15 protein-coding genes are annotated in these 14926 nt (G+C 33.0%); 10 read left to right on the top strand and 5 right to left on the bottom strand.

From position 1 onward, the window contains the following. The first annotated feature begins 367 nt into the window (after window positions 1-367). Window positions 368-925, top strand: coding sequence for a 30S ribosomal protein S16 (locus ABEG63_RS02845; RefSeq protein ID WP_312390545.1), 558 nt, complete (start codon window positions 368-370; stop codon window positions 923-925). Between the two features lie 11 nt (window positions 926-936). Continuing rightward, window positions 937-1479 carry a ribosome maturation factor RimM gene (rimM, locus tag ABEG63_RS02840; RefSeq protein WP_267401785.1) on the top strand — a complete coding sequence of 181 codons (543 nt, stop codon included), beginning with the start codon at window positions 937-939 and terminating at the stop codon, window positions 1477-1479. 73 nt (window positions 1480-1552) lie between these two features. Here the strand turns inward: rimM and ABEG63_RS02835 are convergent, their stop codons facing one another. The 3 genes from ABEG63_RS02835 to ABEG63_RS02825 form a co-directional block, all read right to left on the bottom strand. Next, window positions 1553-3196, bottom strand: coding sequence for a serine hydrolase (locus tag ABEG63_RS02835; RefSeq protein ID WP_346582815.1), 1644 nt, complete (start codon window positions 3194-3196; stop codon window positions 1553-1555). A 127-nt stretch (window positions 3197-3323) separates the two neighbouring features. Beyond that, a complete protein-coding gene (locus ABEG63_RS02830) occupies window positions 3324-4124 on the bottom strand; it encodes a helix-turn-helix transcriptional regulator (RefSeq protein WP_346582813.1) in 801 nt (266 codons plus the stop codon). Window position 4125: 1 nt separating this feature from the next. After that, window positions 4126-5052: an XRE family transcriptional regulator gene (locus ABEG63_RS02825; protein WP_346582811.1), complete on the bottom strand. Its 927-nt coding sequence runs from the start codon at window positions 5050-5052 to the stop codon at window positions 4126-4128. Window positions 5053-5169: 117 nt separating this feature from the next. Between ABEG63_RS02825 and ABEG63_RS02820 the strand changes: the two genes are divergently transcribed. The 6 genes from ABEG63_RS02820 (at window position 5170) to rpoN (ending at window position 10704) form a co-directional block, all read left to right on the top strand. Further along, a complete protein-coding gene (locus tag ABEG63_RS02820) occupies window positions 5170-5721 on the top strand; it encodes a hypothetical protein (protein WP_346582809.1) in 552 nt (183 codons plus the stop codon). Window positions 5722-5748: 27 nt separating this feature from the next. Next, window positions 5749-6348 carry a CDP-alcohol phosphatidyltransferase family protein gene (locus ABEG63_RS02815; protein WP_346582807.1) on the top strand — a complete coding sequence of 200 codons (600 nt, stop codon included), beginning with the start codon at window positions 5749-5751 and terminating at the stop codon, window positions 6346-6348. A 56-nt stretch (window positions 6349-6404) separates the two neighbouring features. Continuing rightward, entirely contained in the window at window positions 6405-6947 is a 543-nt protein-coding gene (locus tag ABEG63_RS02810) for a hypothetical protein (protein ID WP_346582805.1), read from the top strand. A gap of 106 nt (window positions 6948-7053) precedes the next feature. Then, window positions 7054-8502 (top strand): asparagine--tRNA ligase, encoded by a 1449-nt coding sequence (asnS, locus tag ABEG63_RS02805; RefSeq protein ID WP_346582803.1) that lies wholly within the window; start codon window positions 7054-7056, stop codon window positions 8500-8502. An 83-nt stretch (window positions 8503-8585) separates the two neighbouring features. Then, complete coding sequence (locus tag ABEG63_RS02800) at window positions 8586-8801, top strand: DUF2683 family protein (protein WP_346582801.1); 216 nt, start codon at window positions 8586-8588, stop codon at window positions 8799-8801. A gap of 439 nt (window positions 8802-9240) precedes the next feature. After that, window positions 9241-10704 carry an RNA polymerase factor sigma-54 gene (rpoN, locus tag ABEG63_RS02795; protein ID WP_267401795.1) on the top strand — a complete coding sequence of 488 codons (1464 nt, stop codon included), beginning with the start codon at window positions 9241-9243 and terminating at the stop codon, window positions 10702-10704. A 223-nt stretch (window positions 10705-10927) separates the two neighbouring features. Here the strand turns inward: rpoN and ABEG63_RS02790 are convergent, their stop codons facing one another. Beyond that, window positions 10928-11377, bottom strand: coding sequence for a hypothetical protein (locus ABEG63_RS02790; protein WP_346582800.1), 450 nt, complete (start codon window positions 11375-11377; stop codon window positions 10928-10930). A gap of 73 nt (window positions 11378-11450) precedes the next feature. On the opposite strand from ABEG63_RS02790, the gene ABEG63_RS02785 reads away from it, so the two are divergent. Continuing rightward, entirely contained in the window at window positions 11451-11795 is a 345-nt protein-coding gene (locus tag ABEG63_RS02785) for a DUF805 domain-containing protein (protein ID WP_346582799.1), read from the top strand. 179 nt (window positions 11796-11974) lie between these two features. Here the strand turns inward: ABEG63_RS02785 and ABEG63_RS02780 are convergent, their stop codons facing one another. After that, window positions 11975-12508, bottom strand: coding sequence for an SRPBCC family protein (locus ABEG63_RS02780; RefSeq protein ID WP_346582797.1), 534 nt, complete (start codon window positions 12506-12508; stop codon window positions 11975-11977). A 249-nt stretch (window positions 12509-12757) separates the two neighbouring features. Between ABEG63_RS02780 and ABEG63_RS02775 the strand changes: the two genes are divergently transcribed. Then, on the top strand, window positions 12758-14815 hold the full coding sequence (locus ABEG63_RS02775) for a M3 family metallopeptidase (protein WP_346582796.1): 2058 nt from the start codon (window positions 12758-12760) through the stop codon (window positions 14813-14815). The last annotated feature ends 111 nt before the right edge of the window (window positions 14816-14926 follow it).

Genomic DNA, 14926 nt, shown 5'->3' with positions numbered 1-14926 from the left:
AGTTTTAGTCAAACAACGTTCTATCCGGATTTGGAAGAAAACAGCAGCAGGGGACTAAAATCAGGGGCGATATCTTGGTATCAAACGAGCGTCGGTCTTTATCCTGCTGCTTTTACTCTTTAGGTTATTTTTTTTAACTAAGCTATACTTATTTTTTTCTCTTTGCAAACTTACCATCGAGCGGCCTGTTTGAGCTCTTTTTCTTTGCAAAAGAAAAAAGCGAGTAGCGAGAGCAGGTTCTCGGCTCCTGAAAAATTATTTGAATTGATAAAACTTTTTACAGAGGGCTTTTTACTTCCAACTTTTTTACTATCTTTGCACTCTTAAATATTTAACTGGGACGAGTTCCCATAAAATTCACAACATTATGTCAGTAAAAATCAGATTACAAAGACACGGATCTAAAGGGAGACCTTTTTTCCACATCGTAGTTGCAGATTCTAGATCTAGAAGAGATGGTAGATTCATCGAGAAACTAGGAACTTACAACCCAATCACTAACCCTGCAACGATCGACTTAAACGTTGATTCTGCTGTAAAGTGGTTAAACAACGGAGCTCAGCCAACTGATACTGCAAGAGCTATTCTTTCTTACAAAGGTGCACTTTACAAAAAACACTTACAAGGTGGTGTTGCTAAAGGAGCTTTTGATGAGGCTGAAGCTGAAAAAAGATTTGCTGCTTGGGTAGAAGCTAAAGATGCTAAAGTACAAGGTAAAGTAGAAGGTTTGGCTACTGCTAAGTCTGATGCTAAGAAAGCTGCTTTGGAAGCTGAAGCTAAAGTAAACGAAGCTAGAGTTGCTGCTGCTGCACAGGCTATCGCTGATGCTAAAGCTGCTGAAGAGGCTGCTAATGCACCTGCTGAAGAAGCTGCTACAGAAGGAGAAGCTGCTGCTGAATCTACAGAAGAAAACACTGAAGCTTAAGACAAACCTGTATGCGTAAAGAAGATTGCTATTTATTAGGAAAAATCACACGCAGACATGGACTTGCGGGAAATGTTATCCTTAAATTGGATACCGATCAACCCGAGCTTTACAATAAACTGGAATCAATATTCGTTGAAATCAACGGATTATTGGTTCCTTTTTTTATTGCTAAATCAGCCTGGAGCAAATTAGACGCTCTGAATATTGCCTTTAAAAATTCTTCGGAAGCATTGGTAGACCAATCTTTGGGTAAAAATGTGTATTTACCATTGACTTCTCTTCCAAAACTAACAGGCAAACAATTTTATTACCACGAAATTATCGGATTTGAAATTTTGGATGAAAATGATAACAACTGTGGTGTCATCCGCTCGGTAAATGATCAGACGGCGCAAGTTTATTTCATTACAAATTTAGATGGAAAAGAAGTGGTAATTCCTATGATCAAAGACTGGATTATTGAAGTGGATCGTGAAGAAAGAACGATCAAAATGCAACTTCCGGAAGGTCTTATTGATGTTTTTCTAGTTCCTTCTAAGAAAGACGAATAATTCTTTTAGTGGTAGAAGAAAAATTTACTTTTGATTATTTACATATTCACAATATTTTATTGCTCATTACTTATTACTCATAAACCGCGGGTAATAAATATTCCTGTACTATTTTATCAACCTGAGAATGTGCATAAGGCTTATTATATGCTTTTGCCGTAATGACGATCACTAAAGGAATTTCTTTGAAAATAATGATTTTATTTCCGCCGTTTCCGCTGGATTGATAGGATTCAAAATTTTTGTATCCAACTTTGTAAACTTTTCGCCAGAATAAATATCCGTAACCTTCAAAGTCTTTGTTATCAGCAAAATAATTGGTAAATGATTTTTTGATCCAGTTTTTATCTAAAATTTGATTTCCATCCCAAGTTCCATTGTTTTTGTAAAGTTGTCCGAATTTTGCGAAATCCAATGCTTTCATTCTTAATCCTCCTGCCAAAGATGGTTTTTGCTGAGGGGTAAATTGCCATTGGTAATTCTTTATTCCAAGAGGTTGAAATAGTTTTTTATCTGCATAATCTTTCAATCCGGTCGGAACAGATTTATCTAAAATATCACCTGTCAAAACCACTCCGGCGGTGAAATAATTCCAGTTTTTTCCCATTTTATTTTCTGTCATGGGGAGATCTAAAGTGAATTTTACCCAATTATTCGTCGGATACATATTTTCTTCGTTTCCGGGAGATTCATAATCTTCATCATTTCCATTAAAAGCAGAACTCATCGTCAATAAACTTTTAATGGTTACGCTGTCTTTTTTAGAAGAATAATTCTTGAATTTCTTTACATCATAAAAATCTTTTAGACTTTGATTTTCACTTTTAATATATCCATCTTTTATGGCGATTCCCATGAATGCGGATGCAAAAGATTTTCCAACAGAACGTGTATCATTCAAGCTATCTCTTTTATAGCCGTTAAAATATTCTTCCAATAACAGTTTTTTATTTTTAATCACCACAATTCCTGTAATATCACGAAACCTATTTTCTGCTATTTTTTTATTTAAAAGTCTGATTTTTTCCTGATTGAATTTGTCTTCAGAAACTTTCCAGCCATTGTTTGGTTTTATTTTCTGAATAGCAATCTGGTCTTCGGAAACATTCTTTTTCGGAATATTTAATTGAATTTCTCCTTGCGCGATTGTTTTTCCAACTTTCAAGGTTGAAGTTTTTAAATATGGTTTAATTTCAATTTTTAATAAATGATTTCCTGTTTCCAACGCATCAATTCCGCCATTGGCAAAGTAGAATCTCATCCACAGATATTTTCCCCAAGAATCTTCGTTTTTTGAACTGAGAAAAGGAATTCTGAAGCTTGTTTTAAACTTTTTCTGATCTGCAGTTCCAGCTCCTAGATTTAAGTTTTCTATATAAATTAATTTTCCGTCAACAAAGAAACTGAATTGATAATTTCCTTTTTTAATTAACTCTTCAACGGATAAAGAAGGATCAAGCTGATGTAAATAATTGACCAGAGAATTATCCATAAAAATCCGAACATCAAAGTCTTTATCTTCCTGAAATGTTATTGACTTTAGAAAATCAGTTTCCTTCATATTTTCAAAAGAAACAACTTTGTCTGAAAAAACAATCGTATTCAAATGATTTTTCTGAAACTGATTTTCGATTTTCTCAGGCTCAACAATATTTTGAATTTGTCCAAAAGACAAACTGGAAGCAAGAATCAGAACAAATAAGAAGATGTTTTTCATGGCAAATTTTATGTCAACAAAAATATAAATCAGTTTTTAGAAAAAATAGAATGAAATTAACATTTGAACTTTCTTTGTATTATAGTTGTTGCTAACAAAGTTGCTGTTTTAAAATTATGGATGAAAGTTATTTCAAAATCTGCCGATATTTCAAAGGTGTAATCCCCATATTTTCCTTAAAACAACGAATAAAATGACTTTGATCTGAAAAGCCACATTCTAAAGCAACTTCCGATAATGATTCAAAATCATTTATAATATTCAGTGATTTTTCGACTTTTAATTTTCTTAAATATTCGCCTAAATTATATTGAAAATATTTATGAAAATCCCTACTCAAATGTATCGGATGAATATCCAAAGCTTTTGCAAGATCGCTTAAATTTAGTTTGTCTGTAAAATTTTCATGAAGAATTTCATCAATTTGTTTAGCCCAAGTCGGGTTCTTTTCTAAATCTTTTTTCTGATTAGATAATTGATCAAAAAGATGAAGCAAAAGTTGATGAACAGACAGATTAAAAGAATTATCATTCAGTTTTGTTTCCTTAAAAATCTTATACATTAATAATTTGACTGCAGGATTTTTAATATTAAAACTTCCTTCAACCTGATTTTTTGAAAGTTGAAATTTTTCAAACCATTCTTCTGTAATATTAATGTGAAAACCTCGTGTAAAAATGTCAGGTTTTATATTGTAATGCGCATCTTCCCAATGATGATAAAGTAGCGTTCCCGCCGAACAATCGTAGATTTCCTTTTTATTCCCTTCCTTCATATTTCCCTGTAATAGAAAGGTGAAATATGGGTTTTCATGATAATGCCAATCCACAAAATCATGCGTATATTCTGTATCCGTAATAGTTAATCCATCGAAATTGAGGATTTCGTTGGTTTGTCCGAAAAATTCACCATTACGAAGATTTTTCATATTAAAGTTTTTGATTTAAATTTACTATTTGCTGATACATTTTATTGAAAAATATTTTTCTGTCTCGATTTCCGGAGGTGTTTAGTGATTTTGAATTTTTGATTTGATGTTCAAAATAATTCAAGGTTTCAAGGCAAGTTTTAGCATCATTAATTAAAATATAACCAAACATATTTGTAGGCAATGCAAAAAGCGACTGTTGCGGATGATGAAAAAAGATGTCGTTGGAAAGGTGCATCAATTCATTTTCATACAAATGAAACTTCGGATTATTTTCTGTCTTTTGCTCAATATATTCTATTAAATCTTTCAATTCACTTAAAATAATTTCAGCTTCATTTTTCTTTAAAAGTCCCGTTTCATAATAAAATAAAATCTGTTGCAGAATGCTTGAAACAGTCATGTCATTCCACAATTCAGCGACATTTTGTTCTTCATATTTCTTTCTTAATTCTTGCGTATCGGCTTCAAATTGAGGTTGTGAAAACTGTATGAAAGGAACGAAAACCTGTTTAGCATTCAACAAATTCATCCAGACATAAATTTTAAAACGAGAAAGTAAAGTATCTGAAAGCGTATAAAAAAACGGAATATCTTTCGCGGAATAATAAATCGTCATTTCATCAGAAAGCGGAAGGTTTTCAAAAACATTCAAATTATTCTGAAAAAAAGACAGCAAATCTTCTGTCTGAGTTACCGCAGACGTTTTTCTGACTAAAATCTGATGATCTGAAGTCATCAACTGATCCAAAGAAATCTGATAATATGTTGCCAGTTCCAAGGCTTCTTCAAAACTGAATTTTGCTTTCAGGGAAGTTCTTCTGTGTGCCGCATCATAGCTTATATTGAGAATATTCGCAATCTCGTCATTCAGCGATTTGTCGCCAATTTTTTTTCGAATTTCTTTAAGCAAACGTTCCTGATGCATTGTTTTGTGATTTTCACAAATTTAGGCAATTATTTTAATTTTTTTTCGCATTCGGATTTGTGCTTTTCGCAGATAATTTTGAAGTGTAATTTTAAAATAATGAGCTATGAAAAAGTTATGTTTTCAATATTTGTTTTAATGCTTAATTCGTGTGCTACTTTCAGCAGGAAAATGATTAAAAATGATTTATCAATAATTACCAAAGAAGGTGTTTCGTTGATTGATGGAGAATATGAATTTAAAGGATATGAGCATATTAATGCAGGAAATCAAAGATCTGATAAAACGAGAGATTTTGCAGGAATGATGGATCTGAAAAATTCTAAAATTGTTGATTGCGATAAAGTTGTAATCAAGTCAAAAGCATTAAATAAAAAGAAAAAGTATGAATTAGAGTTTAAACTATTGAAGAATGACTCCGTAAAATATTCCTTTACATATAATGGAACGCTTAAAAACGGATTGCTTACACTAAGCAATTACACCTCAAAATGCCACGGAATTCCTTTTTTATTGGGTGGATGTCGAAGCTTCCAAAGCAGAATTGGTCTTACAGATCAGAAAAATCTTTTGATCCAGGATTATTATGATAACAGTGGTGCGGCTTTGTTTATAATGTGGGCAGGTTACACTATTAATTATGTTGAAAAGTATAAAAGAATTCAATAATGATTATTCCCAAAAAAATATAAAACCATGAAAACAATACCTTATATATTAATCGCCACAAGATTTATCTTGGCTCCGATTATTTTATCATTAGCTTATTTTAAAGGAGAAGAATCCCGATTTTTAATTTTAGGATTGATGTATTTCGGACTATTAACAGATATTTTTGATGGAATTATCGCCCGAAAAGTCGGCGCTTCTTCTGAAAAATTAAGAAGATTAGATAGCCAAACCGATTTGATATTTTGGCTTTCATTGGGATTTGCTTCTTACTTTCTCAATCTGGGATTAATTAAAAACGAATGGCCAGGAATTGTTTTAATCTTCGTAATGGAAGCTCTTTGCTACATTATAAGCATCTGGAAATTCGGTAAGGAAACCTGTACACATGCTTTTTTATCAAAAATGTGGGGATTGAGTTTGCTGATTACTTTTACCTATTTAATTGGATTTCAACAGACAAATTGGGCTTTTTATCTCACCATTGTATTAGGATTGATCGCTCATATTGATGTTATTTTAATTATTCTGATTCTTCCGAAATGGCAATATGATGTCCCAAGTTGTTATCATGCGTGGAAAATTAGCAAGGGAAAACAGCGTAAGAAAAATTTATTTTTTAATTGATTAAATCTGTTATTTGTGATATATTAGCTCTATCTAAATTTAAAAAATATTTAATCATGAAGAGAATTCAAATTTTAAACTATTTCGCAGTTTTATTATTTCTTTTAAGCTGTAGTGGAAGCAGTGATGAAATGCAATCTGAAAATCAATCTGCATTATCTAAAAAAAATAAAACTTTAAGCAAATCAACCTCCGAAGAATTACCAATAGTTTATGCAGTTGTTTTTCCTTACGAAAATTGTGTAAATGGTTCCAGATACAAGTATTATGCTACTGCTACAGATGTTGTGCCATACGATAGGCATGTTTATTCGATAGCGAAAAGAGGGGATGCAACAATAATTTTACCCGTGAGAATTATTCCGGCAAATCAAAATGTTTCTCCTGCTATTGGTATATTTGTTAATGATCAAACCAAAGTAGGTGACATCTCAATACAGGCTCAGCATGTTTTTAAAAATAATATAGCTACAGATGTATCTAGTGAATTTGATAGACCTTTCTTGGATTTTAATATTAATAATTGTGTAAGTGAAGATTATTCATCGAATTGTAATTCTGATGTAAATAATAATAGTATACCAGATTGTTTGGAATAATTATTATTTATATTAAATCATATTAAAAGACAGCGCCATAATCAAGTTGCGCTGTTTTTTTGTAACTTTGCACTCATTAATTTTTATAGAAAATTTTAATCAACAAATGAAAAAGCAGACCATTAAGGAAATCCTACAGGATTACAAGAAAGTATTACATCATGACATTACGGTTTACGGTTGGGTAAGAACGTTCCGTGCAAATCGCTTCATAGCGCTTAATGATGGTTCTACGATTAATAATTTGCAAATAGTTGTTGATTTCGAAAATTTCGACGAAGAAATTATTAATAAAATCAGTACAGCGTCTTCTTTGAAGATTGTGGGTGAAGTTGTAGAAAGCCAAGGAGCCGGACAAGCCGTTGAAATTGTAGCTAAAAAAATTACAGTTTTAGGAGATAATTTTACAGAAGATAGAGATAAAACGATTCTTCAGCCTAAAAAACACTCTTTGGAAACATTGAGAGATCAAGCGCATTTAAGATTCAGAACCAATTTATTTGGAGCAGTTTTCAGAGTGCGTCATGCAGTGAGTTTTGCGGTGCATTCTTTCTTCAACCAAAACCAGTTTTTTTACATCAACACACCTGTCATCACGGGAGCAGATGCGGAAGGAGCTGGAGAAATGTTTGGAGTAACGAACTTCGATTTAAACAATATTCCGAGAGGAGAAGACGGTGAGATTGATTTTGCTCAGGATTTCTTCGGTAAAAAGACCAACTTAACGGTTTCCGGACAGTTGGAAGGAGAAACTGCAGCAATGGGATTGGGAAGAATTTATACTTTCGGACCTACTTTCCGTGCAGAAAACTCTAACACAACACGTCACTTGGCGGAATTCTGGATGATTGAGCCGGAAGTTGCTTTCAATAACCTTGAAGATAACATCGACCTTGCGGAAGATTTCTTAAAATATGTGATTCAATATGTTTTGGATAACTGTAAAGATGATTTGGAATTTTTAGACAAACGTTTTGAAGAAGAGCAAAAATCGAAGCCTGAAAAAGACAGAGCTAAAGAAGGTTTGATTGAAAAGCTGAAAAATGTTGTTGCTAAACGTTTCATGAGAGTTTCTTACACAGAAGCGATTGAGATTTTATTGAACTCTAAAGAGAATAAAAAAGGTAAATTCCAGTACCCGGTTGAAAATTGGGGAACCGATCTTCAATCTGAGCACGAGAGATATTTGGTTGAAAAACATTTCGAAAGTCCGGTAGTTTTATTTGATTATCCAAAAGAAATCAAAGCATTCTACATGAAACTGAACGACGACAACAAAACTGTTGCTGCAATGGATGTACTTTTCCCAGGAATCGGTGAAATTATCGGTGGTTCTGAAAGAGAAGCAAGATTGGATGTACTAAAACAGAAAATGGCAGATATGCACGTTGATGAACACGAACTTTGGTGGTATTTAGACACTAGAAAATTTGGTTCTGTGCCGCATGCAGGATTTGGTTTAGGATTGGAAAGATTAGTTCTTTTCGTAACAGGTATGACGAACATCAGAGATGTGATTCCTTTTCCAAGAACGCCGAAAAACGCAGAGTTTTAAAAAACTTTAAGTATACATTATACAAATCCTTCTCATTCAATTGGGAAGGATTTTTTTTATTAACTTTACCTAAAATTATGCAAATGAGTACCATAACAATACATACAGAAAACGAAAATCAAATTAATTTATTAAAAGCTCTTTTGAAAGAATTAAAAATTAATTTTGAAATCAGCAAAGAAGAAAACCTTACTGAGTGGCAGAAAGAGAAAATTTTGAAAGGAATTTCTGATATTGAAAACGGGAATTTTTCTACAAACGAATCTGTTTCTGAAAAAGCACGAAAATGTTTAGATTAATTTGGTCAAAGCAAGCAGAGTCTGATTATCTTGATATTCTTAAATATTGGATTCATCATAATAAATCAAACAAATATTCTTTTAAACTTATTGAGGAGGTCGAGAAAAAAGAAAAAATTCCTTTCCCAAAATCCTCACATTGGTTCGCAATCAGAAATAGAGGGAGTAAAGTTTGTCTTAATCGATAAAAATTTTTCCCTTTATTATAGAATTAATGATAAAGCTATTGAAGTTCTTGCATTTTGGGATAATCGAAGAAATCCTGAGAACTTAAATTTATAGCACAAAAAAGCCTTTAAAAATCAATTAAAGGCTTTTTTTGTTTATTTAAAAAGTTTATTATACTATAAGTATATCAAAAATCGTGCTAAAAATTATTTTATATTAAAAAAATGACTAAATTCGTAGAATATGTTATGTTAAAACACAAAATAGTAATATGCTAAAACAACATTTACAACTTAAGTTAGGACAGAAATTAGCTCCCCAGCAAATTCAGCTGATGAAGTTGATTCAGCTTCATACATTGGAGTTCGAAGAAGAACTGGAGAGAGAGCTGGAAGAAAATCCTGCTTTAGAGATAGCAAAAGAAGAATCTAAGGATGATGAATATTCTTCATTGGAAGATTCGTATGAAAGTGAAGGTACAGAAAGCATTGAAACTGATTTTGATGTAGACCAATATCTTTACGACGACGAACCAAGCTACAAAACAGCCTCCAGCAACTATTCTCCGGATGATGAGGAATTTGATAATGAAAGTCTTTTAACCGAAGGTCAGTCATTATATGATTATCTTATGGAGCAAATTCATTTGGTAAATATTAATTCCGAAGATGTAAAAATCGCTGAATATATCATTGGAAACCTTGATACAGACGGATATTTGAGAAGAGAAATCAAGTCTATCGTAGACGATTTGGCATTCTCCCAAGGAATTTATACCACGAAAGAAAAAGTGGATGACATTCTTGAAAATTATGTTCAAAAGCTAGATCCACCCGGAGTAGGAGCAAGAGGCTTGCAGGAGTGTCTTCTTTTACAGATCGAAAAGAAGGTAAGTTCTGATAAAGCGGTTTCTTTGGCTGCGAATATTTTAAGACATCAATTTGATGCGCTTACCAATAAGCATTACAATAAGATTATTCAGAAATATGATATTGAAGAAGAAGATCTTAAAGATGCTTTAGATGAAATTTCAAAACTTTCTCCAAAAGTTGGTGGGAATTTTGATACACAGACGATTACCATTAATCAGGAAATTATTCCGGATTTTGTCATTCAGGTGAAAGATGGACAGGTAATTCCTATGTTAAATAGCAAAAATGCTCCGACATTAAGAGTTTCTGAAGAATACAAGGATATTTTAACGACTTATTCTCACGATAAAAACTCTTCTGAGCATAAGCAGGCTGCCTTATTTATTAAGCAAAAACTGGATGCAGCAAAATGGTATATCGATGCGATCAATCAGCGTCAGAATACATTATTGCAGACGATTACTGCTATTGTAAAATTCCAGAAACAATATTTCATCACAGGTGACGAAAAATCTTTGAAACCGATGATTTTGAAAGATGTTGCGGATATTACAGGTTTTGATATTTCGACGATTTCGAGGGTGGTGAAAAGCAAATATGCCGACACACCGAATGGAATTGTTTATCTGAAAGATCTATTCTCAGATAGTTTAACGAATGACGACGGAGAGGAAGTTTCAACAAAAGAAATTAAAACTCACCTTCAGGAAGTTATCAGCAAAGAAAATAAGAGAAAACCTCTTACCGATGATGCTCTTGTTGTGATTCTGAAAGAGCAGGGATACAATATCGCGAGAAGAACGATTGCTAAATATCGTGAGCAATTAAATATTCCGGTGGCGAGATTAAGAAAAGAATTATAAAATGCAAAAAAGCAGTTCAATGTGAACTGCTTTTTTATTGTTTATAAGTTGAGGAATGTTTATCATTAGAGAAGCAAAAACCTTCACCAATCTACCCCGTAAAAATTCTTTGAATTTTCACCACCCCTTCAAAGAAGGGGAATTTTTGGAGCGTTTTATCTTCAAACTAATTCCTAATTCCTAATTCCTAATTCCTAATTCCTAATTCCTAATTCCTAAATAACTATAAAACCTCAACAATTTTCTGATGAATCTTATTTAATGTAAACTCATCGCCTGGTTTCATGCCCATCATCTTTTTAGCCATCGGACTTTCCGAAGAGATAGCGTAAAAACGGTCACCCTCAAAAAAGAATTCGCCCAACGAAACTGAGATATAAAAACGGGCTTTATTGGTAATTACCAAAGAACCCAACTGAACTCTTTCGGTAGAATTATTTAAAACTTTTGCCATATTTCTCCTCAAATCATGCAGCGCAGCGAGCTGTCTTTGCATTTGGTAAATTTCCTCCTGCATCTCTTCCCTCATACTATCATATTTCGGAGTTTTTTTGATTTCGCGACTTGCTTCTAAGGTGAACTCGATAAAGTTTTTTAGCTTTTCGATCTTTTCTGCAATCACGTTTTTTACATAATTTCTTATGTCATTTTTCTCAAATATAATCTTCTCCATACATCGAATCTTTATATAAAGATAATATTTTTTAAATAATATTTATATTTGCAGAAACACAAACAGTAAAATGATGAAATCCAATCTATTTTCCTTTCATGGAAGAATAAAACGTTCAGAATATATCGTTTCCATAATGCTCAACCTATGTTTCGGAATTCCTTTACAAATCGTCTACGGAATGACAGACAATCTTGCAGTACACATTATTTTATTCTTATTAAGGCTTATACTATTGCTTTTTATGCTTGCTCAGGGTGCAAAAAGATGTCACGATTTGGGAAATAGCGGCTGGTTTCAGCTTATTCCGTTTTACCCTATTTGGATGATGATTGCGGATAGTGATTATGGTTCGAATGAATACGGATCGAACCCGAAAGGCAATGGTGGCTATGGATCATTCAACGATAAAAGATAGTAAAACGTAGATATTCTTATCCTCAATATAGATTATTATTAATACTTTGACATCATACTCTTTGGTAAAGAATATTCATTATGTACTTGTGTGCATTGCAATCATCATCATTGCTATTGTAATAAAATAATGTTGATTTTAAATAGAAAAGCCCTGTGAATTTCACTAAGCTTCCGTTTTTATTTTTCTGAAAGTTTTTTAAGATTATCAAGACCTTCGCCGTAAGATTTTCCCATCTGGTAATCCATCATTGGTCGCATGAGTTTCATCCAAGTTTCCTGTTCGGTATCCATACTCCAAGTTACTTTTGTGGAACTTCCTTCTGTGGTTAAAATAATATCCGAAGTTGCCTGTCCTTCGAAAGGTCTCTTGAAAGTCATTTCTGTTTTTTGTTTTTCATTTACAACCAATTCTTTGATTTCTTGGCAGCCAGCTCCGGCATCATCATTTTTACTGTCCCAGCAATACTTATCGCCTACTTGACCAGGATTTCCGGTGTAGTCAATTTTCATTGCAGGATCAAGTTTCATCCACGGATTCCATTCATTAAAAGCTTTCATTGAGCTTATCTGTTGCCACACTTTTTCTTTAGGTGCATTTATTACGACAGATTTTTCATAATGATACGTTTTACCGAAAGCCAACATTGCCACAATACCATATACAATAATGAAGAAAAGAATTATTCCGATGATTTTTAAGAATGTTTTCATAGTTTAAATATTTAGGGTTTATTTTAATTTTAAAAGCTAATCCACTTTGTCAAAGTTTAAATCTTTGACAAAGTTCTTTACAACCTATTGTCAAAATTAGCCATTCCCCCAATATTCCAACTTCGCATATGACAAGATTATTAAAGATAAACAATTTTGTCACAACTTTTCAGTCGGGCATTATTTTTGCGCCATCACCTCACGAATCAACTATGATTCCTTACATTTACAATAATTAAAAAACGAAAAATGAATATTTTAACAGAAAATTTTAATACACCATATCATTCCGCACCGTTCACTTCTATTAAAAATGAAGATTATCTTCCCGCTTTTCAAGAATTAATTAAAAAATCAGAGGAAGAGATCGACGCAATTGTCAACAATTCTGAAGAACCTACCTTTGAAAATGTAATTGAAGCTTTGGCATATTCCGGAGAACAGCTTGATAAGGTTTCTAATATATTTTTCAATTTAAATTCTGCTGAAACGAGCGACGAATTACAACAAATTGCTCAGGAAGTTTCGCCGATTTTAACGGAATATTCTTCAAAAATTTCTCAAAATGAAGCATTATTCAATAAAATTAAAAAAGTTTACGACGAAAAAGAAAAATACAACCTCAACGAAGAACAGCAAATGCTTTTGAATGAAACTTACAAAGGTTTTGTAAGAAGCGGTGCATTATTAAATGAAGAAGACAAAGAAAAATTGAAGAAAATCAGTATGGATTTATCTTTAAAGTCGCTTCAATTCGGACAAAACGTGTTAGCTTCAACGAATAATTACTTTAAACATATCACCAATAAAGAAGATTTGGCAGGAATTCCGGAAGCTATTTTGGAACAATATGCCGAAGAAGCAAAAGAAAGAAATTTGGAAGGCTGGGTCGTGACTTTGCAATATCCAAGCTATATTCCGTTCATGACATATGCTGAAAACCGTGAATTGAGAAAAGAAATTGCATTGGCAAACGGTAAAAAATCTTTCGATGGCGGTGAATTTGATAATCAAAACTTAATTAAAGAGCTTTTAAACTTAAAGCAACAAAAAGCAGAATTATTAGGTTATACGAATTACGCAGATTACGTTCTGGAAGAGAGAATGGCAAAATCTCCAACGAAAGTGATCGACTTTTTGAATGAACTTTTAATTAAAGCAAAACCTTACGCAGATAAAGAAATCGAAGAATTAAAATCTTTAGCAAAAGCCGACGGAATTGAAGAAATGCAAGCTTACGACCACGCTTTTTATGCTGAAAAACTTCGTAAAGCAAAATATGATCTTAATGATGAAGAATTGAAACCTTATTTTCCATTAGAGCAAGTTCAGGATGCTGTTTTCAGATTATCAAACAAACTTTTCGGATTAACTTTTGAAGAAAGAAATGATATTCCGAAATATCACGAAGACGTAAAAGTTTACGAAGTTTTTGAGGCAGGAAGCGGGAAGTTGGAAGATGGAAGTGTCAATCCTGAAAAAACTTTCAAAGCTTTGCTTTACGTTGATTATTTTCCGAGAAAAGGTAAAAGAGCGGGAGCTTGGATGACGAGCTATAAAAGCCAGTATCAAAAGGACGGAGAAAATTCTCGTCCGCATATTTCTATCGTTTGTAATTTCAGTAAACCGACGAAAGATACACCGAGTTTATTGACGTTTCAGGAAGTGACGACTTTGTTCCATGAATTTGGTCACGCCCTTCACGGAATGTTGGCGAATACGCAATATCCTACCCTTTCCGGAACTTCTGTGAAATGGGATTTTGTGGAATTACCTTCTCAGTTTTTGGAAAATTTCTGCTATGAGCCGGAATTCTTAAAAACATTCGCCAAACATTACAAAACAGGTGAAATTTTACCAGATGAAAAAATTGAAAAAATCGCTCAGTCGAAAAACTTTATGGAAGGTTATCAGACGTTGAGACAGCTTGGTTTTGGACTGCTAGATATGAATTATCATACTAAAGTTGCAGAGTTGGAGAATAAAAGTGTGAAAGAGTTTGAGGATAATTATACAAAAGCTACGCAATTGTACCCTGCAAATCCTGAAACAGCAATGAGTCCGAGTTTTTCACATATTTTCCAGGGTGGATATTCTGCGGGATATTATTCTTACAAATGGGCGGAAGTTCTGGATGCAGACGCCTTCCAATATTTCAAGGAAAACGGAATTTTCAATCCTGAAATTGCCGCAAAATACAAAGTTCTTCTTTCTTCCGGCGGTACAAAAGATCCGATGGAACTGTATAAGAGTTTCAGAGGGAGCGAGCCGAAAGTGGAGAGTTTGTTGAAAAGGGCGTTTGGATAGAATTTCAAAAATAGAACATTGAAACCATTAAGTTTGATCTTAATGGTTTTTTATTTAATAGAAAATAAACGGAAATTACTTTCGGATAAGCATCAAAATACTTCTATTCTA

The organism is Chryseobacterium sp. C39-AII1 (genome assembly GCF_039672645.1).
In the GTDB taxonomy this organism is placed as follows: Bacteria; Bacteroidota; Bacteroidia; order Flavobacteriales; family Weeksellaceae; genus Chryseobacterium.
Note: the sequence above shows the minus strand (reverse complement) of the source record. Positions and strands in the feature narration are given on the sequence as shown.

Coding starts and splice junctions, on each gene's coding strand:
- rpoN (WP_267401795.1), top strand. CDS start 9,241: ATGCTAAAACAACATTTACAACTTAAGTTAGGACAGAAATTAGCTCCC.
- ABEG63_RS02830 (WP_346582813.1), bottom strand. CDS start 4,124: ATGAAAAATCTTCGTAATGGTGAATTTTTCGGACAAACCAACGAAATC.
- ABEG63_RS02820 (WP_346582809.1), top strand. CDS start 5,170: ATGTTTTCAATATTTGTTTTAATGCTTAATTCGTGTGCTACTTTCAGC.
- ABEG63_RS02790 (WP_346582800.1), bottom strand. CDS start 11,377: ATGGAGAAGATTATATTTGAGAAAAATGACATAAGAAATTATGTAAAA.
- ABEG63_RS02800 (WP_346582801.1), top strand. CDS start 8,586: ATGAGTACCATAACAATACATACAGAAAACGAAAATCAAATTAATTTA.
- ABEG63_RS02815 (WP_346582807.1), top strand. CDS start 5,749: ATGAAAACAATACCTTATATATTAATCGCCACAAGATTTATCTTGGCT.
- rimM (WP_267401785.1), top strand. CDS start 937: ATGCGTAAAGAAGATTGCTATTTATTAGGAAAAATCACACGCAGACAT.
- ABEG63_RS02845 (WP_312390545.1), top strand. CDS start 368: ATGTCAGTAAAAATCAGATTACAAAGACACGGATCTAAAGGGAGACCT.
- ABEG63_RS02775 (WP_346582796.1), top strand. CDS start 12,758: ATGAATATTTTAACAGAAAATTTTAATACACCATATCATTCCGCACCG.
- asnS (WP_346582803.1), top strand. CDS start 7,054: ATGAAAAAGCAGACCATTAAGGAAATCCTACAGGATTACAAGAAAGTA.
- ABEG63_RS02810 (WP_346582805.1), top strand. CDS start 6,405: ATGAAGAGAATTCAAATTTTAAACTATTTCGCAGTTTTATTATTTCTT.
- ABEG63_RS02785 (WP_346582799.1), top strand. CDS start 11,451: ATGAAATCCAATCTATTTTCCTTTCATGGAAGAATAAAACGTTCAGAA.
- ABEG63_RS02780 (WP_346582797.1), bottom strand. CDS start 12,508: ATGAAAACATTCTTAAAAATCATCGGAATAATTCTTTTCTTCATTATT.
- ABEG63_RS02825 (WP_346582811.1), bottom strand. CDS start 5,052: ATGCATCAGGAACGTTTGCTTAAAGAAATTCGAAAAAAAATTGGCGAC.
- ABEG63_RS02835 (WP_346582815.1), bottom strand. CDS start 3,196: ATGAAAAACATCTTCTTATTTGTTCTGATTCTTGCTTCCAGTTTGTCT.